General features: G+C 39.9%; 25 protein-coding genes and 1 riboswitch. Of the genes, 7 read left to right on the forward strand and 18 right to left on the reverse strand.

What is annotated here, in order from left to right; genetic code table 11:
• Window positions 1–98: 98 nt before the first annotated feature.
• Entirely contained in the window at window positions 99–1121 is a 1023-nt protein-coding gene (gene yutH, locus P4V41_RS01565) for a spore coat putative kinase YutH (RefSeq protein ID WP_328083103.1), read from the reverse strand.
• A gap of 198 nt (window positions 1122–1319) precedes the next feature.
• Between yutH and P4V41_RS01570 the strand changes: the two genes are divergently transcribed.
• The gene (locus P4V41_RS01570; protein ID WP_328083104.1) at window positions 1320–1817 is read left to right on the forward strand and encodes a phosphatidylglycerophosphatase A; all 498 of its coding nucleotides are present in this window, start codon (window positions 1320–1322) and stop codon (window positions 1815–1817) included.
• Window positions 1818–2209: 392 nt separating this feature from the next.
• On the opposite strand, the gene P4V41_RS01575 is transcribed toward P4V41_RS01570, so the two are convergent.
• From P4V41_RS01575 to P4V41_RS01585, 3 genes are all read right to left on the reverse strand, one after another.
• Complete coding sequence (locus P4V41_RS01575) at window positions 2210–2977, reverse strand: TIGR01457 family HAD-type hydrolase (protein ID WP_328083105.1); 768 nt, start codon at window positions 2975–2977, stop codon at window positions 2210–2212.
• A 66-nt stretch (window positions 2978–3043) separates the two neighbouring features.
• The gene (locus tag P4V41_RS01580) at window positions 3044–3700 is read right to left on the reverse strand and encodes a metalloregulator ArsR/SmtB family transcription factor (protein WP_328083106.1); all 657 of its coding nucleotides are present in this window, start codon (window positions 3698–3700) and stop codon (window positions 3044–3046) included.
• A gap of 81 nt (window positions 3701–3781) precedes the next feature.
• A complete protein-coding gene (locus P4V41_RS01585; RefSeq protein ID WP_328083107.1) occupies window positions 3782–4222 on the reverse strand; it encodes a DUF86 domain-containing protein in 441 nt (146 codons plus the stop codon).
• A 102-nt stretch (window positions 4223–4324) separates the two neighbouring features.
• Here P4V41_RS01585 and P4V41_RS01590 point away from each other — a divergent pair, with 102 nt between their 5' ends.
• Both P4V41_RS01590 and P4V41_RS01595 read left to right on the forward strand, forming a co-directional pair.
• Window positions 4325–4594, forward strand: coding sequence for a DUF3055 domain-containing protein (locus tag P4V41_RS01590; protein ID WP_328083108.1), 270 nt, complete (start codon window positions 4325–4327; stop codon window positions 4592–4594).
• Window positions 4595–4686: 92 nt separating this feature from the next.
• On the forward strand, window positions 4687–4983 hold the full coding sequence (locus P4V41_RS01595; RefSeq protein WP_225218678.1) for a hypothetical protein: 297 nt from the start codon (window positions 4687–4689) through the stop codon (window positions 4981–4983).
• Window positions 4984–5047: 64 nt separating this feature from the next.
• On the opposite strand, the gene P4V41_RS01600 is transcribed toward P4V41_RS01595, so the two are convergent.
• On the reverse strand, window positions 5048–5323 hold the full coding sequence (locus tag P4V41_RS01600) for a YutD family protein (protein WP_066238928.1): 276 nt from the start codon (window positions 5321–5323) through the stop codon (window positions 5048–5050).
• Window positions 5324–5444: 121 nt separating this feature from the next.
• On the opposite strand from P4V41_RS01600, the gene P4V41_RS01605 reads away from it, so the two are divergent.
• Complete coding sequence (locus P4V41_RS01605; RefSeq protein WP_328083109.1) at window positions 5445–6056, forward strand: YhcN/YlaJ family sporulation lipoprotein; 612 nt, start codon at window positions 5445–5447, stop codon at window positions 6054–6056.
• A gap of 39 nt (window positions 6057–6095) precedes the next feature.
• On the opposite strand, the gene lipA is transcribed toward P4V41_RS01605, so the two are convergent.
• Window positions 6096–6980: a lipoyl synthase gene (gene lipA / locus P4V41_RS01610; protein ID WP_197132073.1), complete on the reverse strand. Its 885-nt coding sequence runs from the start codon at window positions 6978–6980 to the stop codon at window positions 6096–6098.
• Window positions 6981–7184: 204 nt separating this feature from the next.
• Between lipA and P4V41_RS01615 the strand changes: the two genes are divergently transcribed.
• Entirely contained in the window at window positions 7185–8186 is a 1002-nt protein-coding gene (locus P4V41_RS01615) for a M23 family metallopeptidase (RefSeq protein ID WP_328083110.1), read from the forward strand.
• Between the two features lie 144 nt (window positions 8187–8330).
• Here the strand turns inward: P4V41_RS01615 and P4V41_RS01620 are convergent, their stop codons facing one another.
• From P4V41_RS01620 to P4V41_RS01645, 6 genes are all read right to left on the reverse strand, one after another.
• Complete coding sequence (locus tag P4V41_RS01620; RefSeq protein ID WP_137791787.1) at window positions 8331–8435, reverse strand: methionine/alanine import family NSS transporter small subunit; 105 nt, start codon at window positions 8433–8435, stop codon at window positions 8331–8333.
• 1 nt (window position 8436) lies between these two features.
• Window positions 8437–9939, reverse strand: a complete 1503-nt coding sequence (locus P4V41_RS01625; RefSeq protein ID WP_328083111.1) for a sodium-dependent transporter — start codon at window positions 9937–9939, stop codon at window positions 8437–8439.
• Window positions 9940–10129: 190 nt separating this feature from the next.
• Complete coding sequence (locus P4V41_RS01630) at window positions 10130–11719, reverse strand: Na+/H+ antiporter NhaC family protein (protein WP_328083112.1); 1590 nt, start codon at window positions 11717–11719, stop codon at window positions 10130–10132.
• A gap of 143 nt (window positions 11720–11862) precedes the next feature.
• Window positions 11863–12045, reverse strand: a riboswitch (Lysine riboswitch).
• Between the two features lie 104 nt (window positions 12046–12149).
• Window positions 12150–12989, reverse strand: coding sequence for a sporulation protein YunB (yunB, locus tag P4V41_RS01635; RefSeq protein WP_328083113.1), 840 nt, complete (start codon window positions 12987–12989; stop codon window positions 12150–12152).
• Window positions 12990–13061: 72 nt separating this feature from the next.
• Window positions 13062–13538: a dihydrofolate reductase gene (locus P4V41_RS01640; protein WP_328083114.1), complete on the reverse strand. Its 477-nt coding sequence runs from the start codon at window positions 13536–13538 to the stop codon at window positions 13062–13064.
• Window positions 13535–14329 carry a thymidylate synthase gene (locus P4V41_RS01645; RefSeq protein ID WP_328083115.1) on the reverse strand — a complete coding sequence of 265 codons (795 nt, stop codon included), beginning with the start codon at window positions 14327–14329 and terminating at the stop codon, window positions 13535–13537. The genes P4V41_RS01640 and P4V41_RS01645 overlap by 4 nt, the downstream gene beginning before the upstream one ends.
• A gap of 123 nt (window positions 14330–14452) precedes the next feature.
• On the opposite strand from P4V41_RS01645, the gene P4V41_RS01650 reads away from it, so the two are divergent.
• Entirely contained in the window at window positions 14453–14755 is a 303-nt protein-coding gene (locus P4V41_RS01650) for a YunC family protein (RefSeq protein WP_328083116.1), read from the forward strand.
• Between the two features lie 448 nt (window positions 14756–15203).
• Here P4V41_RS01650 and P4V41_RS01655 read toward each other — a convergent pair whose 3' ends face one another.
• Together P4V41_RS01655 and nfsA are read right to left on the reverse strand one after the other, a co-directional pair.
• Window positions 15204–16046 (reverse strand): DUF72 domain-containing protein, encoded by an 843-nt coding sequence (locus P4V41_RS01655; RefSeq protein ID WP_328083117.1) that lies wholly within the window; start codon window positions 16044–16046, stop codon window positions 15204–15206.
• A 24-nt stretch (window positions 16047–16070) separates the two neighbouring features.
• Complete coding sequence (gene nfsA, locus P4V41_RS01660; protein WP_328083118.1) at window positions 16071–16817, reverse strand: oxygen-insensitive NADPH nitroreductase; 747 nt, start codon at window positions 16815–16817, stop codon at window positions 16071–16073.
• Between the two features lie 281 nt (window positions 16818–17098).
• On the opposite strand from nfsA, the gene modA reads away from it, so the two are divergent.
• Complete coding sequence (gene modA, locus P4V41_RS01665) at window positions 17099–17902, forward strand: molybdate ABC transporter substrate-binding protein (protein WP_419181276.1); 804 nt, start codon at window positions 17099–17101, stop codon at window positions 17900–17902.
• 62 nt (window positions 17903–17964) lie between these two features.
• On the opposite strand, the gene sufB is transcribed toward modA, so the two are convergent.
• The 4 genes from sufB to sufD are packed head-to-tail and all read right to left on the reverse strand — an operon-like array spanning window position 17965 to window position 22371.
• Window positions 17965–19362 carry a Fe-S cluster assembly protein SufB gene (gene sufB, locus P4V41_RS01670; RefSeq protein ID WP_066397332.1) on the reverse strand — a complete coding sequence of 466 codons (1398 nt, stop codon included), beginning with the start codon at window positions 19360–19362 and terminating at the stop codon, window positions 17965–17967.
• A 54-nt stretch (window positions 19363–19416) separates the two neighbouring features.
• On the reverse strand, window positions 19417–19863 hold the full coding sequence (gene sufU / locus P4V41_RS01675) for a Fe-S cluster assembly sulfur transfer protein SufU (protein WP_197221980.1): 447 nt from the start codon (window positions 19861–19863) through the stop codon (window positions 19417–19419).
• Window positions 19853–21073, reverse strand: a complete 1221-nt coding sequence (locus tag P4V41_RS01680; RefSeq protein WP_328083120.1) for a cysteine desulfurase — start codon at window positions 21071–21073, stop codon at window positions 19853–19855. The genes sufU and P4V41_RS01680 overlap by 11 nt, the downstream gene beginning before the upstream one ends.
• Entirely contained in the window at window positions 21073–22371 is a 1299-nt protein-coding gene (gene sufD, locus P4V41_RS01685; protein WP_328083121.1) for a Fe-S cluster assembly protein SufD, read from the reverse strand. The genes P4V41_RS01680 and sufD overlap by 1 nt, the downstream gene beginning before the upstream one ends.
• Window positions 22372–22384 lie beyond the last annotated feature (13 nt).

Consider the following 22384-nt stretch of genomic DNA (forward strand, 5'->3'; position numbering starts at 1 on the left):
GAGCGGAAATCAACTACTTTCAAAGACAACACTGTAGACGAAAACAACAAAAAAAGAGGTATAACTCAAAAATCTTACTTTTTGAGCTACCTCTTTCATTAGATCATGGGAACGAGCCAATCGACCATTGGAATATTTAACTCTTGAACAGGAAGACCGATCGATCTGTAAAAGCTTTTTAAGAAGTATTCATTTTGCTTTTCATACGAGATTAAGTCAGTAAAGCGGCGAACATACAGTTCTTTTCCGATATCTCTCTCATTGTTATAATGTTCATCAACCGTATCAAAGTACTGTGAAGGGAAGAGGAGTCTGCCGTATAAAAGTCTCCAAGCCCCCTTAGATAATGGCTTTACTTTTTCATATTCGTCGATCAATTGCAATACTTCATGACTTCTGAACTCTGGTTGATAGATCTTTTCCCTGATGCATTCTGCAAGGTCTCTCATCGGACTGTCGATTACCCAGCCTACAGGCAGTTTAACAAAACTGTTTGAGGTCCGAATCCATGACCGCTCACTGAATCGATCGTAACAAATTGCAGCAGAACCTATCCCTTTAGGTCCTCTCTCCAGTTGGTAATCCGTAATATATTGAATTGCATTTTCTGCCATTCCCTCATAATAAGGAAATGTAGTCAAAAATAGTTGATCAAAATCGTTCTTTTGCTTTCTGGCTGATATTTCTGCATATCGGCTATGCATTTCATCCACACGATTGATCCATAATAACGGCCATTGTCCGTATGCGATTTGTTCTACCGGATAATACTGTTCAAGCCCTTTTCCTCGCTTATGAAATTCTGCTAGTTCGGAGCCTATTTCTATATTACGATTTTCCCCTTTTTTGGGCTCCACTTTAAAAATGATAACAGACTCCCCATCTACATAAGCACTAGGCATATTCGTAATCGTGGGCTGCAGAACAGGAATGTTCTCCTCTCCTCGTTGCTGTAAATAATCACTAATATACATCATTTCTTGCAGTTTCTCATAAGACATCTGTTGTTGCGGTATCACGATGTATTGATTTCCTTTGCAATAGAAAGTCCGATAACCTGATTCAGATCTTCTGTCTTCACAAACTAGTTGATAATGATGAAATATATCTCTTTCAAACAAAGCCGATCCCCCCACCCCTTCAGCTTTCCAGCGGTTGATCTTTTCAGATTAAACTTGAGCATACCACCGCATGATTGGATACAACATTGTATGCCCATATAGGCGAAGTGGTTAGTACTTTTTATAAATTCATAACTTTACTATGAAAACATATACTATACAAAGCTAAGGAGACAAACAGAGAAAAGGAGTACAAGGATGCCAAACAAAAAAGTGGAAAGAGTCGAAGAAACTGCACGCAAACAGCTGAACGAACGGGGCGTTACGGTAAACGATATTGCTGAACTTGTTTATTTTCTCCAAGTCCCCTATCATCCTGATTTAAAAATGGATGTATGTAGAGAAAATGTTGAAAGAGTAATCGCAAAACGTGAAGTTCAAAATGCCATACTTACAGGCATTGCGCTTGATGTATTAGCGGAACAAAAAAAACTTGAACAGCCTCTTCAGGAAATATTGGCTCGCGATGAAAGTCTCTATGGAATCGATGAAGTAATCGCACTCTCAATCGTAAATATATATGGATCGATCGGCTTTACGAACTACGGTTTCATTGATAAACAGAAACCAGGGATATTAGAAAAACTCAATGACAAATCTACTGGCAAGGTCCATACCTTCTTGGATGATATAGTCGGTGCGATTGCAGCAGCAGCATCGAGCAGGTTAGCACATCGTGCAGCAAATGAAGATTAAAAATAAGGCTTAAGAACAAGAGGATCCTCTTTGACTTAAGCCTTTTTTATGTTGTCTGTTCTAAGGTTTGTAGTTCTTGTAAGGAGTTGATTTCCGTTCCAGGATGCTCGCTTTCCGCGGGGCAGGCGGTGAGCCCCTTGCCGCTATGCGCCCTTAAAGGTCTCACCTGTCTAGTTGCAGTGGCTAGCCCCTCGAGGTCAAAAGTTAAATGGTTTAGAAGGCAAAGTGCGCCTTCCAACCCATTCACCTTTTGCTTGGCGGGGCTGAATGAGCCACTTTCACTCTTCGGACTGACCGCTTGTCCTAGCCGGGAGTCTCGCACCTTGCACTTCAACCAACTTGTCGATGATGAGACGAATAAAACAAAAGTAATTATCTTTTTGGGTAGAGGTTTATTTAATCTCCCACTCATCCAATCCGTTTACGGTATACGTTGGATGCACATCAATTTCTTCAAGGTGTTTTTTTGTTGTTACTCCAGTGTGCACAAGCAAGGTATCCATCCCGGCACGTATACCAGCTAAGATATCTGTCTGGTAGTTGTCCCCGATCATAAGAGTTTCTTCTTTTTTTGTCCCCAGTGTCTCTAACGCCATCTCCATAATAATGGACTCTGGCTTTCCAATAAACGTTGGTTCTGTTTGAGTAGAAACCGTGATAACAGAAGTTAATGAGCCGTTTCCTGGTAGAAGGCCTCTTTCTGTTGGAAGTGCAATATCACCATTTGTAGAGATAAACGTCGCTCCGTTACGGACTGCTAGACATGCTTTTGCTAATTTTTCATACGTGATCGAGCGATCGATTCCGATCACAACAAAATCTGGGTTCTCTTCTACAAGTTGCAGCCCCTGTTCTTTAAGCGCTTCTCTAATCCCATCTTCACCGATACAGTAGACGGTCGCGTTTTTCTTTAGCTCGGCAATATAATTAGCTGTTGCCATACTCGTCGTATACACATGCTCTGCTGACGCCGGAATATCAAATCCTGCAAGCACATCTGCCACTTGTTTTTTTGTTTTAGAAGAATTATTAGTCACAAACAAATAAGGGATGTTTTGTTCGTTTAATTTTTTCACAAAATCAACGGCCTCAATAATTCGTTCAGTTCCTCTATACATCGTTCCGTCCAAATCAATCAAGAATCCTTTATATGCCTTCATTATGCTCTCTCCTTTTATGTACCTTCTCATTCTACCCACTTTAAAAAAAAACACACCTGAAGCGCTTTAGACTTCAGATGCTTGCTTTTCTTCTTTTATCACATAACAGCAATAATCTCCGCCTTTTGCCATGCACGTCTTTCGCTCAACGTCATCTGTTTGAAGCATGCGCTTAAACAGCGAAAGTTCACACGAGCAGGCTTGTTGATATTCATTCGCTACCTTAGCGATCGGGCAATTGTACTCTGTCAATACGTAGGTTCCAGGGTTTTCTCCTCTTTCCCAGTCCACCATGTAACCTGCTTCATTTTGAATATTCGCCAGTTCATTTACTTTTTGCTCAAATTCTGTGAGCGTGTTCATTCGATCTTTGTATCTATCCTGCAGACGATTTTCACGCCGTTTAAACAATTCGTCAATTGTCCCAGTGCCACTAACTTCTTCTATATCTTTTAAAAAATCAACGGTAAGCCCCGAATAGTTTCGTGGAAATTGTTCGTCACCGCTTGCTGTAAGATGATAAAAATGGATAGGTCTTCCCATAGCCTGTCGTACAAGAGTCGTTTCAATCACATGGTCACGCTCTAATGTGTTGAGATGACGACGAACAGCCATTTCGGTTATTCCAAGTGATTTCGCCATTTCCGTAACTGTCATCTTCTTATTTCTTTTTAACAGATAGATGATTTCATCACGGGTTGAGGTGTGATTCTTCATGGTCATCACCATCCTTTGTTACCATTTTATCGTAAATAAAGATAAACGTACATTTTTAAATATAAATGTATAAAAACTCTTTTATCTTTATTCAGGTAAAAATGCAGAAACTGGCCCCAACTCTTCCTCTAGATACCGCTTTATGTGTAATGGGAATGCTGAAAGTTCTTTCTCTTTTGATGAAATGGTATCATATATGAGCTTACTATCAGCAGAAGTGTAATCTTGAACGAGTGATTTACGAAGGTTCACCACTTCTTTCAACGATACCGCTTCATTATTTGGTATTACTTTTTCATCAATCAGAATATCAAGAATATCTTCAAAGCTTCCTGGATCACGCATGATAAATCCATCAATGATCATATTTCCAACGTCCATCATCGATTCGATCAACATATGTCCTATTCTTTCTATCACAAGTGTTTCAAACTTATTTGCTGGAGAAGAAAGTTCCTTGAACGTACGAATTAATCCATTCATATACACTAAATGTTCATTGATTTTTTTTCGATCAACAAAATACATAGTCATCACCTTTTGTAAGTTTCTCAAGTAAAGTGTAACATAAAGTAAGAGCAATCATATGAACTCAAATTTAAATTTTGCTATATACGAAGGAGGAACAAAATGAACGAGGAAACATTTTTCTTATATGATGATAAAGAACCAACAGAAACGCGCTTTGTTAGCTTTATGGGACGAAACACACGCTTTGATCTTGCCATCACAAAAACAACAAGACATTACGGAAAGTCTCTAGTTCTGAATATGTTAGGCAGTACATATGCCATCATTGGTCAAGATGATTTAGAAGAGGAAGGGTATTTAGAACACGCGTTTAATCTCACGGAAGAAGACGCAATGGAGCTTCGTGAATTTTTAGCTGATGTCGTTTAAGATGTAATCAAAATGTACCAAAAAAGAATCATGCTTTCTTGGAGACACTTTAGATAAGGATACTTTCTTATCCTAAAATGACCGAAGAGAGGATGGTTTTTTTGTTCGAAAAAGAAAAAGAACAATATACCGATTTTTCGAATGTAGAGACTGGTCGTAATTACGTACTTCCTGAGGACTTACCTGAAGGTCCGTACGGCTCTCCGATCAAGAGAGCTTTAGGAAAATCAACTCCTTGGAGAGAAGAACAGCGTTATTATAGTGCCTTTAACTATGAAAACAAAACCCTTCATGAAGGTCTGGAAAGACAAGATCCTGGTGCTCATCCCACTCACGATGATCCAGAATATCATACAGAAAAACCTTATGAAGATTCTCGAGGCTCATAAAGTTAGGAGGTCTTGAGGATCCGTCTAGATCATCACTAAAACAAAAAAAAACCCCTGAAATTTCTCAGGGGTTTACTTTTTTGACTACAAAATACGGACAACCGAAATTGCAATATTCGTAAATGTATTCCGGCAGTGTGCTGATCTTCGTATCAAACGTAGCCTTCTCATGATTGTCTTCAAAAAACCCACGAAGTCGAAGCTGTTCGTAGCCGAGATCACCAACAATATAATCGTATTTATGTAATATTTCACTATAGCGCGCTTTAAATTGTTCCTCGTTAAAGGCTTCTCGTACATCTTCAATCACTTCATAGGAATAATTACCAACTGTAATCAAAAATGCTTCACCTCGTTTCCTGATACTTATTTTACCATGCTTGTGCTCGTTTCAGCCAACAATTTCTTCGTAAAGATCTTCCCATTTAAGGCACTCTATAGAATAAGGAGGTGAAACACCAGTGAAAAAATTAGGAACGTTCTTATTGATCAGCCTGATGCTCGTTGGATGCGGCGGCGGTGATCAAAAGAAGATGGGACAAGAATATAAATTTTCTAAAACCAATGTAAAAGATGAGAATCGAATTGGCAACAACATGAACTATGGGGACTTTGGATATATGCGTCATATGTCGGGGGACAAAGTAAAAACAGGTAATGCGGTTCCGTACTTAAATCGTCAAAAGCTTGCCGATATGATTTCTGACATGGTCCTTCAATTGCCTGAGATTAAAGATGTCGGTACATTAGTAACGGATGAAGAGGTACTGATCGGCTACAAAACAACAAACAAAGACCGAAACGCAGCTGCTGATCAAGTAAAGATGACTGGTTTCTCTGTCGTACCGAGATATTATCACGTCTACGTATCTGATGAAAAAGGAATGATCGATAAGATCGAACAATATCAATCATTAAACAATGATACAGAACAGATCGAAGGCATCATGGACACGTTAATCCAACAAATGAAAAAAGCGCCTCAAGGCAAGAAGTGGAACTATGGGGAAAATGAAAATGGTGAGATGAACGGCGAAACGAACAATATGCGTAGTGAAATGGAAGGCAAATAAAAAACCAGAAGCAGATCGTTGCTTCTGGCTTTTTTATATTTAACTGTTTTGTGCTGCTGCGTTTACTTGCTCATCAGCATGGTAAGAAGAACGTACAAGAGGTCCTGACTCACAATGCTTGAATCCTTTAGAGAACGCGATATCACGGAGTTCTTTAAATTCATCTGGAGTATAGTATTTTTGTACTTTTAAATGTTTCTTAGTAGGTTGTAGATATTGACCGATCGTCATGATATCTACGTTATTTGCACGAAGGTCATCCATCGTTTCTACAATTTCATCCCACGTTTCACCTAATCCGATCATTAGACTGGATTTGGTAGGGATGTTAGCATTCATTTCTTTTGCACGACGCAAGAACTCCATCGTTCTGTCATACGTAGCACGTGCACGAACTCTCGGAGAAAGACGTCTCACCGTTTCAATATTGTGGTTCATAATATCTGGTTTTGCGTCCATCAATGTTTTCAATGCATCAAAATCACCTAACATATCAGATGGAAGGACTTCAATAGAACAGAATGGATTACGAGCGCGAACAGCACGAACGGTTTCAGCAAAAACATGAGCTCCACCATCTTTTAAGTCATCGCGCGCTACCGCTGTGATTACAACGTGCTTTAGGCCCATTTGCTCAACAGATTCTGCAACACGTTCTGGCTCTTGTAGATCAAGCTCAGTCGGTAAACCTGTTTTAACGGCACAAAAACGGCAAGCACGTGTACAGATATCTCCAAGAATCATGAAAGTAGCTGTTTTTCGAACAGCCCAACATTCATGAATGTTTGGACATTTTGCTTCTTCACATACCGTATGTAGCTTTTTCTCACGCATCATTTTTTTAAGTTCTTTATAATTTTCATTCGTGTTTAGCTTTATTTTTAACCACTCGGGTTTACGTACATATTCTTCTTTCTTTGCCATCATCATCACCCCAGATTTTCTTGGTCTTTCGTATAATGAACGTTCGTATTTTAGTTTCTACTTAAACATTATTGTCCCATCAATACTCTACCATACGACAGGGTAAAATTCCAAACAAGAGTTTTTTCCAACATTTTTCCTTCATGTTTTTTCTTAACTTCAACAAACTATAGATAAATGAAAGAAAGGAGTGGATTGGGACGCATGAGGAAATTTTCAGTCCTGTTCCTCACTCTGACAGCCCTTCTAATAACCTTTCTTCCAGAAAGCAGGAGCACGGCCGCAGAGCGATTTACGAAAGAAGATGTGGAAAGGCTCAGCCTCTATAAAAAAATGGAGTCCGTCACTCTCATTCCATGGCACTACTTTGCAGGTGTAGACCAATATGAAAGAAGCGTAAGAAAAGCGAGAAGAGATCTACCTGCCCGAAAAGGGTTGGTTGGCATTTACTTTTCCCCCCTACAATGGTCAGGACCGATTAACCCTACCATGGACGATACGAACCCTGAACGAATATCCATGTTTGGCGGTATCGGAAAAGACGGGAACAACGACGGAATTGCTGATCGAAACAACGATGAAGACATTCTATATACATTCAGTGAGATCATCCAAAAGCATGGGCACGATATAGAAAATTTCAGAATCGGTCTCTGGAGCTATTACCAGCGTGATAAAGCCGTAGATATTATTATGGAAAACGCAAAAATCTATGAGACCTATGGAACTGTTTCTCTAGACAAACACAGTTTTATCGTTCCATTAAGATCAAACTATAGCTACCGAAGCACTTGGGGTGACAGACGCGGCTTTGGCGGACTACGTATTCATGAAGGCACAGATATCTTTGCAGATTACGGAGTTCCGGTAAAGGCAGTATCTTATGGAATTGTTGAGATTAAAGGATGGAATCGATTTGGCGGATGGAGAATCGGTGTTCGCGATATCAATAATGTGTATCATTATTACGCCCATCTAGGGAGTTTCAATAAAGCAATTGAAAAAGGGACGATCGTAGAACCCGGAACGGTGCTTGGGTATGTGGGCAGTTCAGGTTACGGTCCTCCTGGAACTTCAGGAAAATTCCCTCCTCATTTGCACTTTGGCATGTACCGTGACAACGGATATACGGAATGGGCATTCGATCCTTACCCATATTTAAAAGCTTGGGAACGTCAGGAGCGTATTAGCAACAGGCGTAGATAATGATGAATGATGGATAAGTTGGAAAAAGAAGCTTGAGGGCTTCTTTTTTCATATGGCGCTCGTATTTCTAGAGCCCTGCTCTGATTTACGAGCGCCATCATAAGAAAAAAGCTGATTCTTCAACTGAAGAACCAGCCTCATCCTTTATTTTTTTCTTGATACGCGAACCACGTTTGCAATACTTGCGAGGAGGCCGCCCCATAGAATAACCATGCCAATCACCATCATTGTAATCGCACTGCCTGTCATATTAGCTGACCTCCTTTTTCTCTACTACCACTTCAGATTTCCACTTCACTAGACCGAGTACGATGCCGAGTACGATAACGCCAACCGCTACTGCTACACCATACGTTAGGATCAGTTCTGTAGGGTAGCCTCCATAGTTTTCTGCAACGTTTTGTTTAATGTTATCAAACATCATGTAACCCAGTAGGATTGGTGTGATGACGCCGAGACAAACCTTCCACCATAATCCTGTTCGTAAGTCAGAGATGGCGTTTGCATGGTTTTGAAGTCCAGCCAATTGTCTTACGAACCAAGCAACAATAACTACTTCTACAAGACCTGCTAACGTGATTCCGAAGTTATTGATGAAGTAATCTACGATATCTAGCATGTACAATCCGCCTTTTGTAGCGAAGAGTAATGAGATAACAGATGCTACTCCTCCGCCCATCAGTACGGCTTTCGTTCTTGAGATTCCAAATTTATCTTGTAGTGCTGCCACATACGTTTCAACGATCGAGATCAACGATGTCATACCAGCGAATACAAGGGTTAAGAAGAAGATTGTTCCAAAGAAGGCATTACCGCCTGGGAACTCGTTAATAATTGCTGGGAATACTTCAAATGCTAGTCCGATTCCACCTTTTACAACTTCATCAACTGGCAGACCCTGTTGCATTGCCATGAATCCTAAAGCGGCAAATACACCAATCCCTGCAAGTAGTTCAAATCCTGAGTTTGCGAATCCTGTAATAAATGCATTATTGTTAATATCTGATTTCTTAGGCAGATAGCTTGAGTACGTTACCATAATTGCAAATGCGATCGATAGTGAGAAGAAAATCTGACCGTAAGCTGCTACCCACACCTTACCATTATTCATCATGCTCCAATCAGGTGTGAAGAATGTGTTCAAACCTTGAGCTGCACCATCGAGTGTTACGGCACGAATAACAATTAACGTAAACATAATGACTAAAGCTGGAATAAAGATTTTGTTAAAACGCTCGATTCCTTTTGATACACCTTTATAAAGAACAAGAAGCGTAACGACCCACACGATTAGAAGTGCGATTAAAATGCCTGGTACGATACCACCCATGTCACCAGGTGTCTTGCTTAATTGAAGAACTTCACCGTAAAAGAAATCAGAAGGCTTGTCTCCCCAAGTTAAGTTTAAAGAGTAAATAGAATACTTAATCGCCCAAGCGATGATTACAGCATAATAAGTGGAAATAACAAACGCTACAAATACTTGCCACCATCCTAACCACTCCGCTTTTTTATGAAGACGGAAATAAGAAAGTGGAGCAGATCCACGGTACTTATGACCTAACGTAAATTCTAGGATCAGTAAGGGAATCCCTGCCGTTAAAAGTGCTATTAGATATGGGATGAAGAATGCTCCTCCACCGTTCTCATAAGCAACCGCTGGAAATCTCCAGATATTGCCTAAGCCGATAGCTGAGCCGACCGCTGCTAATATAAACCCATAGCGGCTTCCCCATTGCTGCCTATTTTCCATTGTTGTATCCCCCTTTTTATGAAGTCGAAAAGTTTACAATTATTACTTTTTTCTGATAATTCTGTGTTCAGTATATTACAAAACATGAAAACCTGTCAAAATGTTTTTAGTTATTTTGTCGGAATAAGGGGGAAAAAGTCGTATAAATATAAGAAAAAGTGCCTGGTTAACTACCAGACACTTTCAAAAATTAAGCCTTTAGGGATTGATCACTAATGCTATTTTTACTAGTTGCTTTTTTAATGATAAAAAGCGCTAAGATAAATATTACAGCAGATGATAGAAGGCCCATCCAAACACTCTCTGTTAATCCGAGCGCAAGATAACCGACGGCAGACACTCCAGCAGCCACTAGGCTATATGGAAGCTGGGTCATCACGTGATCAATGTGATGACTGCCTGCTCCTGTGGAAGAAAGGATTGTAGTATCTGATATTGGAGAACAGTGGTCGCCAAAAACAGAACCCGCTAGTACTGCAGCAAGAACTGGAAGCATTAACTCAATATTCGTTGATGCTGAAATTTCTGCTGCGATCGGAAGCATGACACCAAACGTTCCCCACGAAGTTCCTGTCGCAAAAGCCATTAACCCTGACAGTACAAAAAGAACAAATGGCAGGTAAGCTAAGTTCATATGCTGATCTACTAAACCAGCTAAATACGTTCCTGTTCCCAAGCTATCAATGATCGAGATGATCGTCCAAGCAAAAAGCAAGATTGTTACAGCACCGATCATAGACTGAATACCGCGTCCCAGTCCTTTTCCTAATGATACAGCACCCATCTTCTTCGGAAGGAAGAACAATATAGCAGAAGCTAAACCAAACAGACCACCATATACTAATGATTTTGGTACATCTGTATTCTCAAAGATTGATAAAAGTGTGATAGCCGTTGGTTCTTCAAGCCCCTTCACATTTTGAATACCTGTATAGATCATGAATCCAACCGTTGAAACAATTAAAATGACGATTGGCCAAACAAGGTCTCCCACTTTTCCTTTGTCACTTTCTTCAAGCTTAATGCCTTCTCCTATTGCTGCCTTTTTATCTGGAGCAATCACCTCTCCCGTAGCAAGAGCTGTTTCTTCATGTTTTTTCATTGGTCCGAAATCCAGCTGGAAATACGCAACGATAAACACAAGAATCAGTGCAAAAACTGCATAAAAATTCATTGGAATCATTTGAATAAATGCACTAAACGCAGACATATTCGTGATCTCATGTGTAGCAAAAATCGTTCCGATAATACCGATGATGTACGCTCCCCAACTTGAAACAGGCGAGATCACACATACTGGTGCCGCAGTTGAATCAAGATAATATGCCAGTTTCGCACGTGATATGCGGTGTCGGTCAGTGATTGGTCTACTTACATTTCCGACAGCCAACGAATTAAAATAGTCATCAATAAAAATGACGAGTCCGAACACAACTGTTAAAAGCTGTGCACCTCTTCTTGTTTTCACTCTAGAAATGGCCCACTCACCAAAAGCTCTGCTTCCACCTGCTAAAGAGATTATGCTCGTCATCATTCCTAAGATTAATAAGAACAGAAGAATATAAACATTCCACTCATTTAATGCACCGTCTGAAATAAAATGCCCTTTCACAATCGTACCAATTTCTTTTAATGTTGCTACAATATTAAAATCATGAAGCAATAATGCTCCCGCTAGGATCCCAGCTCCTAATGAGACTAACACTCTTCGCGTTAATACAACCATTAAGATTGCCAATAAGGGTGGTATTAATGAATAAATCGAATTCTCAAATTCCATGATGTTCCTCCTTCTTTTCATTTAGCCATCGATATTGAGGAGTTCTTACAGGACGTTGAGGAAAAAAGGACAAAATAAAAAGCGATCAATAGACAAGGAAATAACCTGCTATCAATCACTTTAGTAATTTATGGTTTTCCTCATCGATCAGTAGTCCTCCACTGCTTTTAATTCCCAAGCAGTGACAGTTTTACACTTGTTTAGTGTAAACCCAGCAAAAGTGAACAGACGGTTATCTTTTGCTTCGGCGGAAGTTCCTTTCCTTTTTCTTCACAGACGTCACTCTCTGAAAAAGTACTTATAAAATCCGCTCCTCTACCCCATCGGTGATAGGCTTAAAGACATATAAAATTTTAAATTCAATTACAATTATAACAAAATAGGATGATTGGTCAACCTATATAGGTTTTGTTAAATGTAGGAAATAACATCATTCTGCTGCTTGTTCCTCACTCACTTCTTCTGTTGAACTATCTTCAGATGGCTCTAATTCATCATGAGACTCCTTTTCTTTTAAATCTGGTGTAATAGGTACTGTAGGCTGAATCGGATCTCCAGATTGATTATAATAGACCGGCACTTCTCCTTTAATAAACTGGGCAGTTATTTTAATCGGTCGTTTTACGACTGTCGTTTCTGTCGCGAAAGGAATAACGATTCTTGTTTTAACTGTAACTACGATATCAATATTGATCCACGTATTGTTGATTCCTGAATTCTCTATTTTCTCTTCAATATCGGTGTTCGCTTCACCAATCAACATAAATTTGATAGGGATTTTTGGTCCTAAGTTAGCTAGTAGAGAATTTCTCGTTGCTTGCCCGAGCGGTATTTCCATAATAACACCCGGTTCATTCTTATAAGCTGTAATCCCTAACTCGTCATTGGTGATTACTTCGTGTGCTTTTCCTTCTTCAATTTCCTTCAAATACTTTTGAACTACCTTTTGTGATTGGTTGGCAACCTGGTTAACTACACTCTGATTTATCCCAGCAAATACGACATTCCCCTCTGTATCCGTCTTATATTCAATGATGTCATTCATTTCTGAAGGTCCTAAAATTTCATTGTCGATCGCTTCACTTATTGCAAGTGCGGCGATTTCTTCTGTTTTCTTTTGCGCAATCAACATAAGTGTTGGCTCGATTCCTTTGTTTACAAGCCATAGCCCTTGAATCGTTATAAAAGTAAACAGAATAAATGAGATCAACAGTACAAACCGGAATGGAAGTGGCCCTTTTCGAAGTTTCATTTTTCTACGCTTAAGCAAAAGGTAACCCCCCTTTATCTACATATACATATGTATGCAGACAAGAGGGGGGCTCATTCAAACTTTATGGTTTTAATTTTTTTCGTACACGACAAAATCGTGTGGATATTTGTTCTTTTCATCTACGATTCCCGGCTTACGAGAGACCTCACGCCATTCATCACGATTAATCTCGGGAAAATACGTATCTGCGTCAAAGGTATGGTGAATCTCTGTGACATACAAGCGATCTGCAACAGGCATAAACAGTTTAAAGATTTCAGTCCCACCTATCACACATAATTCTTCTGTTTCTTTCTGTATCACTTCGTCAACAGAATGAACGATCGTCGTTCCTTCTGCTTGATACTGCTTATCTCTTGTTACCACGATATTCTCTCGACCTGGCAAAGGCTTTCCGATGGATTCATACGTTTTACGACCCATTACGATCGGTTTTCCCATCGTTACGTTTTTAAAATGCTTGAGATCGTTAGGCAAGTACCACGGAAGATCATTGTCTTTACCGATCGCGCGATTTTCATCCATCGCTACAACAAACGAGATCATACGCTCACCACGCCTTTAATGTGTGGATGCGCCTCATAGTCTACAAGCTCAAAGTCATCGTAAGTGAAATCAAAAATACTCGTTACGTTCGGATTAATCTTCATCTTAGGAAGAGGCTTTGGCTCGCGAGTGAGCTGCAGCTCTACTTGTTCAAGATGATTCGTGTAAATGTGCGCGTCCCCTACAGTGTGAACGAACTCTCCTGGTTTAAGTCCTGTCACTTGAGCCACCATCATCGTTAGCAAAGCATATGAAGCAATATTAAAAGGCACCCCTAAGAAACTGTCAGCTGAGCGCTGATAGAGCTGGCAGGAGAGTTTTCCATCCGCAACATAGAATTGAAACAATAAATGACATGGTGGCAACGCCATATTTGGTATATCAGAAGGATTCCATGCAGTGACGATCAATCTTCTTGAATCTGGATTCTTCTTAATGTCTTCGATTACGTTTGAGATTTGATCGATCGTCTCACCGTTCGGGGTAGACCATGAGCGCCATTGATGTCCATAAACAGGACCAAGGTTTCCTTTATCATCTGCCCACTCATCCCAAATTCGCACACCGTTTTCTTTTAAATAAGCAATGTTTGTGTCACCTTTTAAGAACCAAAGTAATTCATGAATAATCGATTTTACATGTAGCTTTTTTGTCGTAACAAGTGGAAAGCCTTTCTGTAGGTCGAACCTCATCTGACGACCGAACACCGAAACGGTCCCCGTGCCTGTCCGATCTTCTTTTTTTGTACCGTTATGTAGAATATCTTGAAGAAAATCCAGATATTGTTTCATCCCTCATCGCCTCCTATTTTTCTTTTAATCGTATCATACGAAAAGTCATAAAAATAGCTTCAACACCTAACACTTTTTCCCTTCTATACACATAAAATTAATAGTGAAGAAAGGAGTGGAAGCATGTTAGAGATGAACCCGATCTTAATCGAAGGACATCCGTTTACCGCTGTCACCCTTCGTTTGCCAAAAACGAATTTTATGGCTGTATTCAACGACAATGGATATATCATGTGTGGAGCACTAGACGTCGCTCTTTTGAACGAAAAGTTAGCAGACCGTAAAATTATCGCAGGACGTGCTGTTGGAGTAAGGACGATCGAACAGCTGTTGGATGCACCTTTAGAATCTATTACTTTTGAAGCAAAAGAAAAAGGTATTGAAGTTGGTATGCAAGGGCGAAAAGCACTTTTAAAAATGATCTAGAGCATTTATCGGCAAGAAACGAAATATATCGGCAGAAAATCATTTATATCGGCAACTTTTTAAATTTATCGGCGAAAAATGAAATATATCGACATTTGCAATAAAACGACAACACCCTCTACCAAATGGCAGAGGGTGTTCACTTTATACTTTAAAGCGATCTCTTGTAATTTTTAATGATATTAGATTAATGCATAAGACTAAGGATAAGAACTGTATGCGTTTCGAATCATTGATATATATGTAGACACATAGCAAGTAAACGCCACTGATGATAAAGGCAATCTGTAAGCAGTACATCATCTGAATCAATTTTTTGAAATTCAAAGTGATCCCCACTTTCTTCATCAAGTTCACGTTATATAATTCACCCTATTAGTATATCAGTCTATAGAGAAAAATGAATCGTTTCCTTCTTTTTGAAATGGATTTGTAATATAAGGAAAACTCAAAACAAATCCAACTGCCTTGGTGCCAAAAAGTCATATTGTATATCTAGAAGTTCAATCATCTGCTTAGCATTATCAGCAGCATCTCCACCTGAATTATTGTTAAATAGAATGGTCAGATCTTTTGTTTCTGAAGCAAGCTGTTGTATTCGCTCCCTCCATTCTTGAAGCTCTGCCTCATTATAACGATAAAGATAACGAACTTCTCTCCAATTCGGCTGACCTTGGTTGTTCCAGCCATACACGTTTCGGCCATGCATCCGAAGAAGTGTCTTTTCCGGTGTAGTATGCATAACGATTGGAATAGAGCCTTGTCCTGCTTGAGGTTCATCACAGACCGTATGAATCCAATTCTCTTGCTGGATAAAGTGTAACGTCTTCTCCTTCATTTCATCACTGAACCAAGTTTGATTACGAAACTCAAGAGCTACCGGAATGTCGCCCATCATTTCTTTTGCATAGCGCAACATCTGAACGTTGTCTTTCTTACAATCAAACCAAGGAGGATACTGAAACAATACCATCTCAAGCTTGCCTGATGAGATGACAGGTTGAATAGACTCTATGAACGCCTCATACATTTCTTTAACAGAATCAAAAGGCAGCTTGCCTCTTGAGTGTCCCGTCATACCTTGATAAGCCTTTACAACAAATGAAAAATCCTTTGGTGTAGATGCTACCCATTTTTCATAGTTTTTAACAGGCTGTACCGCGTAAAAAGAAGAATCAACTTCTACAACAGGAAAGTGGCCGCTATAAACAGCAAGCTTTTCTCTTGCAGAAGTACCATCTGGATAAAGTGAATCATGATCTCCCCAGCCTGTTACACCGATTTTTATCATTTTTTGAAGTCACCTGCCTGTGAGTTACAATTTATTTAATCCTTTTGATCGGACAAACTCTTTCATATACGTTCGTTTAGGAGTCGCCATGGACGTTGTAATCTGAGTGACCCAACCGTCTGTACGTTTTCCGCCTGTTCTTTCTGTGTAGTACGCTGCTGTTTCTTTTTCATACTGGTTAAGGAGAGCCCGTGTTTGCTCTGAACTTTGATATTGATCTTTATGAAAAACAGCTGACATTGGCAAACGCGGCTTTTTCCCAGGCTCAGCGTCAGGATATCCAACCGCAACACCAAACAACGGAAGTACATGGTCAGGGCAATCCAACAACGCTGAAACTTCTTGTAGTTTATTACGAATTCCCCCTATATACACAATACCAAGTCCTAAAGACTCTGCAGCTACAGATACGTTTTGTGCAGCAAGCGCCGCATCCACAGTTCCTACGATAAACGCTTCTGTGGATTGAATCGTTTCATGAATATCAATCCCCTTTAGGTCTGCAGCGACTTTATGTCGATTATAATCCATACAAAAGACAAAGAAATATCCATTGTCTGCAACATAAGATTGATTACCAGCAAGCTCAGCTAGTTTTTCTTTCTTTTCCCGGTCCTCTACCCCTATAATCGTACAAACTTGTTGATAACTTGATGTGGATGCTGCTTGAGCACATTGTACAAGTGTTTCAACGGTTTCTTCATCTAATGGCTTGTTCTTAAACTTTCGAATCGATCGATGAGCTAATATCGTTTCTATAATCTCGTTCATCATGTATGCTCCTTCTTTAAAATTATTGTTGATTGCATTATATCTTTTTCGTCTATAAAAAAGCGAAACATTTGAAGTCTCAAAATATCTTCTTCTCATTAAAGCAAAGAGATGGTATACTAATTTTGCGATGAGCTAATTGCATAAGACGAGATTGACGCGCCTTTATTGGCAATGCACTATGTGGAGTGCTGTCTCTCGCCGCAATATACGCAAAAAAGACGTCCATTCGGGCGTCTTTTTTCTATATAACGAAAACAGAATAAGTAAGGAGAGAAATGATGAAGAAATACTTCGTAATCTTACTTCTAATATGCTTGTTTGTAGCACTTTTGTCTGCTTGCTCAAAAAATGAAGCATCGAAATTAGCCGACAATACATCCAATAAAGATCATGTAGATTTGACGATTTCGGCAGCAGCCAGTTTGCAAGATGTATTAAATAAAATTGCGACTCAATATGAAAAAGAACATCCAAATATCAGCATCACATATAATTTTGGAGGCTCTGGTGCTCTCAAACAGCAAATCTCTAACGGTGCACCCGTTGACCTTTTCTTTTCAGCAGCAGAAGATAAATTTGATCAGCTTGTTAAAGAAGGACTTATTGAAAAGAATCAAGGAACAGATCTTGTTGGAAACGAGCTTGTCTTAGTTGTTAGGAAAGATTCAACACAAAATATAAAGGAATTTGAAGATTTGCCTAAAGTAAAGAAAATGGCTATCGGTACCCCTGAGACTGTTCCAGCAGGAAAATACGCAGTGGAAACTTTAGAAAGATTAAACCTTCTAGAAGAAGTTGAACAGAAGATCGTTTATGCCAAAGACGTTCGTCAAGTTCTTACATATGTAGAAACGAATAATGTGGATGCAGGTATCGTCTATAAGACGGATGCAATGATTTCTTCTAAAGTAAAAATCGCTGCTGATGCTAAAGAAGATACTCATTCACCTATCATCTATCCAGTGGGAATAATAAAAGATACTTCTCATAAGAAAGAAGCAGAACAGTTCTATAATTATCTGCAAAAAGAAGGAACTTTAAAAACATTTGAGAAGTTCGGTTTTAAAAAGATTAAAAAATAACTCACTAATGAGCATATAAACACAAAAAAGCCTCGGTGTATCTACACCAAGGCTTTTCTTTATTAACCGATAGAGCCTTCCATCTCGAACTTGATCAGACGGTTCATCTCTACTGCATATTCCATTGGAAGTTCTTTCGTAAATGGCTCGATGAAGCCCATTACAATCATTTCCGTTGCTTCTTGCTCAGATACACCACGGCTCATGAGGTAGAACAACTGATCTTCAGAAACCTTGGATACAGTTGCTTCATGCTCTAGTGTGATGTTGTTGTTAAGAATCTCATTGTACGGAATCGTATCTGATGTGGATTGGTTATCCATAATCAGCGTATCACACTTGATGTTGGATTTAGACCCATCAGATTTACGTCCGAAGTGAGCAATACCACGGTATGTTACTTTACCGCCGTGCTTTGAGATCGACTTGGAAACGATTGTAGAAGAACAATCTGGTGCAAGGTGCAATACTTTTGCTCCTGCATCTTGGTGCTGTCCTTTACCAGCGATAGCGATAGAAAGGATTGTACCTTTCGCACCACGGCCTTTCATGATAACAGCCGGATATTTCATCGTTAGACGAGATCCGATGTTTCCATCTACCCATTCCATCGTTGCGTTCTCTTCAGCAACAGCACGCTTTGTAACAAGGTTGTAGATGTTGTTTGCCCAGTTTTGAATCGTTGTGTAACGGCAATATGCGTTCTTTTTAACGATGATCTCTACAACCGCACTATGAAGTGAGTTTGTAGAATAAACTGGTGCAGTACATCCTTCTACGTAGTGTACAGAGCTGTCTTCATCTGCAATGATAAGCGTACGTTCGAACTGACCCATGTTTTCAGAGTTGATTCGGAAGTATGCTTGAAGCGGAGTATCACATTTAACGCCTTTTGGTACGTAAATGAAAGATCCACCAGACCATACTGCAGAGTTAAGTGCTGAGAACTTATTATCAGATGGCGGAATGATTGTTCCAAAATGCTCACGGAAGATCTCTTCGTGCTCTTTTAAAGCCGTATCCGTATCTGTGAAAAGAATACCTAAGTCAGAAAGGTCTTCTTTCATGTTGTGATATACAACCTCTGATTCGTACTGAGCAGATACACCTGCAAGGTATTTCTGTTCAGCTTCTGGAATTCCAAGCTTGTCAAAAGTCGCTTTAATTTCAGCAGGCACTTCATCCCAAGACTTCTCAGATTTCTCAGATGGCTTTACGTAATACGTAATATCATCAAAGTTTAAGTCCTTCATGTCTCCGCCCCATTGTGGCATTGGCATTTTATAGAACTGCTCTAATGACTTCAAACGGAATTCAAGCATCCATTCAGGCTCGTTCTTCATGCGTGAGATCTCTTCAACGATCTCTTTTGTTAACCCACGCTTCGATCTGAAAATGGAAACGTCTTTATCTCTAAAACCATATTTATATTCGCCGATATCCGGCATTTTCTTAGCCATTACAGAATCCCTCCTTACTGGATTGGCACTCTATTACTCATTATCAAAAGGAACTTATTCTTCCTCTTCCTCAGGCTTTCCTACTCCTTGCTCCATCGCTTTCCACGCTAGTGTGGCACATTTGATACGAGCAGGAAATTTGGAAACGCCAGAAAGAGCTTCGATGTCACCTAAATCATAGGATTCATCATCATAGTCGTTCCCTAACATCATATCATAAAAAATCTTTGCAAGCTTTACAGCATCTTCGACTGGAAGGCCTTTAACAGCCTGTGTCATCATAGAAGCTGACGCTAAACTGATCGAACACCCTTCACCATCAAACTTTGCAGATTCGATCTTTCCATCTTCCACTTTTAAAGTAAGCTGGATGCGGTCGCCGCATGTTGGGTTGTTCATATTAATCGTCAGAGCATTATCTTCAATTACCCCTTTGTTGCGCGGGTTTTTGTAATGATCCATGATAACTTGTCGATATAGCTGATCTAAATTAGAAGACATGACCGAAATACTCCTTTGCTGTTGTTAAGCCTTTAAGAAAAGCATCGATGTCATCTTCAGTGTTATACAGGTAAAAGCTAGCACGTGCTGTTGCTGTAACATCTAACCACTTCATGAGAGGCTGTGCACAGTGATGACCTGCACGAACAGCAATACCCTCAGAATCTAGAACAGTAGCTACATCATGCGGATGAACATCATCTAAGTTGAACGTTACGAGTCCTGCTCGTTCTTTAGGACCAAAGATCGTAACACCCTCTAACTCAGAAAGACGCTCCATCGCATATTCAGCAAGTACATGTTCATGTTTTAACACATTGTCAAGACCTACTTCTTCTAAGAAATCAATCGCAGCACCTAGGCCGATCGCTCCTGCGATGATCGGTGTACCACCTTCAAACTTCCAAGGCAGCTCTTTCCAAGTAGATTCCTGTAGTCCGACAAAATCAATCATTTCTCCGCCGAACTCAACAGGTTCCATTTTGTTAAGAAGCGCTTTTTTCCCATAAAGGACACCAATGCCTGTTGGACCACACATTTTATGTGCAGAAAAGGCATAGAAATCACAATCAAGATCTTGAACATCGACTTTCATGTGCGGGGCACTTTGGGCACCATCCACGACCATAACTGCTCCGTTTTTATGAGCAATCGCTGCGATCTCTTTAATAGGATTGATTGTTCCTAATACGTTCGATACCTGCATAACTGAGACGATCTTAGTATGCTCTGTAACTGTATTTTCAACATCTACAAGATCAATCGTGCCATCAGGCTGTAAAGGAATGTACTTAAGCGTTGCACCAGTGATTTTCGCCACTTGCTGCCAAGGAATAATGTTGCTGTGATGCTCCATAGGAGTGATCACAATTTCATCACCTTCAGAAAGGTTAGCCATCCCATAGCTTCTTGCTACCGTATTGATCGCTGTTGTTGTACCACGTGTAAAGATAATCTCCTGAGTGGATTTTGCCCCTATAAAACGGCGTACCTTTTCACGTGCTCCTTCATAACCATCTGTAGCACGAGTTCCAAGTGTATGAACACCACGGTGAACATTCGAGTTGTACTCTTTATAATACTTATCTAAAGCTTCAATAACTTGTATCGGTTTTTGTGAAGTGGCTGCACTATCAAGGTAAACGAGAGGTTTGCCGTTAACTTCCTGGTCCAGGATAGGAAACAGCTTTCTCCATTCGTTTGCACTCATTAGCGCACTTTCCTTTCAATAACCTCTACTAAACGATTTTTAACAGATTCTAAAGGCATCTGACTAACTACTGGTGCTAAGAATCCATGAATGATTAAACGTTCAGCTTCAGCTTTTGGAATTCCACGGCTCATCAAATAGAACATTTGAAGAGGATCGATTCTTCCCACTGATGCAGCATGACCAGCTGTAACATCATCTTCATCGATTAAAAGAATCGGGTTTGCATCACCTCGTGCTTTTTCACTTAACATAAGAACACGTTCTGTTTGCTCACCATGAGACTTTGTAGCACCGTGCTCAATTTTTGTAATACCGTTAAAAATAGAGCTCGCACTATCTTTCATTACCCCGTGAGTCAGGAGATAACCTTCGGAATGTTTTCCATGGTTAAAAATTTGCGCAACGAAGTTTTGTTTTTGATCACCGCGACCAATCGTTACCGTCTTCGTATCTGCGAACGATCCATCACCGATCAAGTGTGTCGTGTTGTCAGAAACTGTATTTCCATCGTTAAACTGACCAAGCGCCCACTCGATGCGTGCATCTTTTTCAGCGCGACCTCTGCGGTTCACGTATGTTGTCATTCCTTTTGCAAGGTTATCCACAGCACCGTAAACGACTTTTGCTCCGCTGCCAGCGTATACTTCAGAAATGATGTTAGCAACAGATTCTGAAGATTCATTCGTTGATAAGTAGTTTTCTACATACGTTACTGAACTGTTATCTTCTGCAGCAACGATAACGTGGTTGAAGATTGCTGCTTCATCATCTTGATAATACACTGCTTGAATTGGAGCAGAAAGTTCAACGTTTTTTGGAACATAAAGAAAAGCTCCATTAACGAATAGTGCTGCATGAAGTGCTGGTAAACGGTTCTCATCCACCGCTACAGCTTTCATGAAGTACTTTTTCACTAAATCTTCATGCTCTTTTGCAGCTGTTAGAAGATCTGTATAAATAACACCTTGATCCTTTACGGAATCTTCAAGTGCAAAATAAACAGGTGTTCCATTATGAATGACAAGAACATTTTTCGCTTCTTCTTCAGAACCGATCAATGCCTTAACATCTTCAGGAAGTTCATTGAACGCAACAGGAGTGCCAGTTGCTTCATGTTTAAATTCTGTAAAGTTCCATTTATCAATCTTAGTTTTGTCCGGTTTAGGCATTGGAAGCTCTTGAGCTAATTCCAATGCTTGCAAACGAAGTTCCTGCAGCCAAGCGGGTTCCTGTCTGCTGTTTGAAAAACCGGTTACGTAGTCCTTATCAAATCTTAGGCTCGTATCAACTGACATGTATAGTCCCCCT

The sequence above is a fragment of the Fictibacillus nanhaiensis genome (assembly GCF_036213205.1).
GTDB lineage: Bacteria > Bacillota > Bacilli > Bacillales > Fictibacillaceae > Fictibacillus > Fictibacillus nanhaiensis_E.

Bases quoted from the DNA above. Each gene is read 5' to 3' on its own strand.
- P4V41_RS01570 (WP_328083104.1), top strand. From the start codon at position 1,320: ATGCCAAACAAAAAAGTGGAAAGAGTCGAAGAAACTGCACGCAAACAG.
- P4V41_RS01575 (WP_328083105.1), bottom strand. From the start codon at position 2,977: ATGAAGGCATATAAAGGATTCTTGATTGATTTGGACGGAACGATGTAT.
- P4V41_RS01580 (WP_328083106.1), bottom strand. From the start codon at position 3,700: ATGACCATGAAGAATCACACCTCAACCCGTGATGAAATCATCTATCTG.
- P4V41_RS01585 (WP_328083107.1), bottom strand. From the start codon at position 4,222: ATGTATTTTGTTGATCGAAAAAAAATCAATGAACATTTAGTGTATATG.
- P4V41_RS01590 (WP_328083108.1), top strand. From the start codon at position 4,325: ATGAACGAGGAAACATTTTTCTTATATGATGATAAAGAACCAACAGAA.
- P4V41_RS01595 (WP_225218678.1), top strand. From the start codon at position 4,687: ATGGTTTTTTTGTTCGAAAAAGAAAAAGAACAATATACCGATTTTTCG.
- lipA (WP_197132073.1), bottom strand. From the start codon at position 6,980: ATGGCAAAGAAAGAAGAATATGTACGTAAACCCGAGTGGTTAAAAATA.
- P4V41_RS01615 (WP_328083110.1), top strand. From the start codon at position 7,185: ATGAGGAAATTTTCAGTCCTGTTCCTCACTCTGACAGCCCTTCTAATA.
- P4V41_RS01620 (WP_137791787.1), bottom strand. From the start codon at position 8,435: ATGACAGGCAGTGCGATTACAATGATGGTGATTGGCATGGTTATTCTA.
- P4V41_RS01625 (WP_328083111.1), bottom strand. From the start codon at position 9,939: ATGGAAAATAGGCAGCAATGGGGAAGCCGCTATGGGTTTATATTAGCA.
- P4V41_RS01630 (WP_328083112.1), bottom strand. From the start codon at position 11,719: ATGGAATTTGAGAATTCGATTTATTCATTAATACCACCCTTATTGGCA.
- P4V41_RS01640 (WP_328083114.1), bottom strand. From the start codon at position 13,538: ATGATCTCGTTTGTTGTAGCGATGGATGAAAATCGCGCGATCGGTAAA.
- P4V41_RS01645 (WP_328083115.1), bottom strand. From the start codon at position 14,329: ATGAAACAATATCTGGATTTTCTTCAAGATATTCTACATAACGGTACA.
- P4V41_RS01650 (WP_328083116.1), top strand. From the start codon at position 14,453: ATGTTAGAGATGAACCCGATCTTAATCGAAGGACATCCGTTTACCGCT.
- P4V41_RS01655 (WP_328083117.1), bottom strand. From the start codon at position 16,046: ATGATAAAAATCGGTGTAACAGGCTGGGGAGATCATGATTCACTTTAT.
- nfsA (WP_328083118.1), bottom strand. From the start codon at position 16,817: ATGAACGAGATTATAGAAACGATATTAGCTCATCGATCGATTCGAAAG.
- modA (WP_419181276.1), top strand. From the start codon at position 17,099: ATGAAGAAATACTTCGTAATCTTACTTCTAATATGCTTGTTTGTAGCA.
- sufB (WP_066397332.1), bottom strand. From the start codon at position 19,362: ATGGCTAAGAAAATGCCGGATATCGGCGAATATAAATATGGTTTTAGA.
- sufU (WP_197221980.1), bottom strand. From the start codon at position 19,863: ATGTCTTCTAATTTAGATCAGCTATATCGACAAGTTATCATGGATCAT.
- P4V41_RS01680 (WP_328083120.1), bottom strand. From the start codon at position 21,073: ATGAGTGCAAACGAATGGAGAAAGCTGTTTCCTATCCTGGACCAGGAA.
- sufD (WP_328083121.1), bottom strand. From the start codon at position 22,371: ATGTCAGTTGATACGAGCCTAAGATTTGATAAGGACTACGTAACCGGT.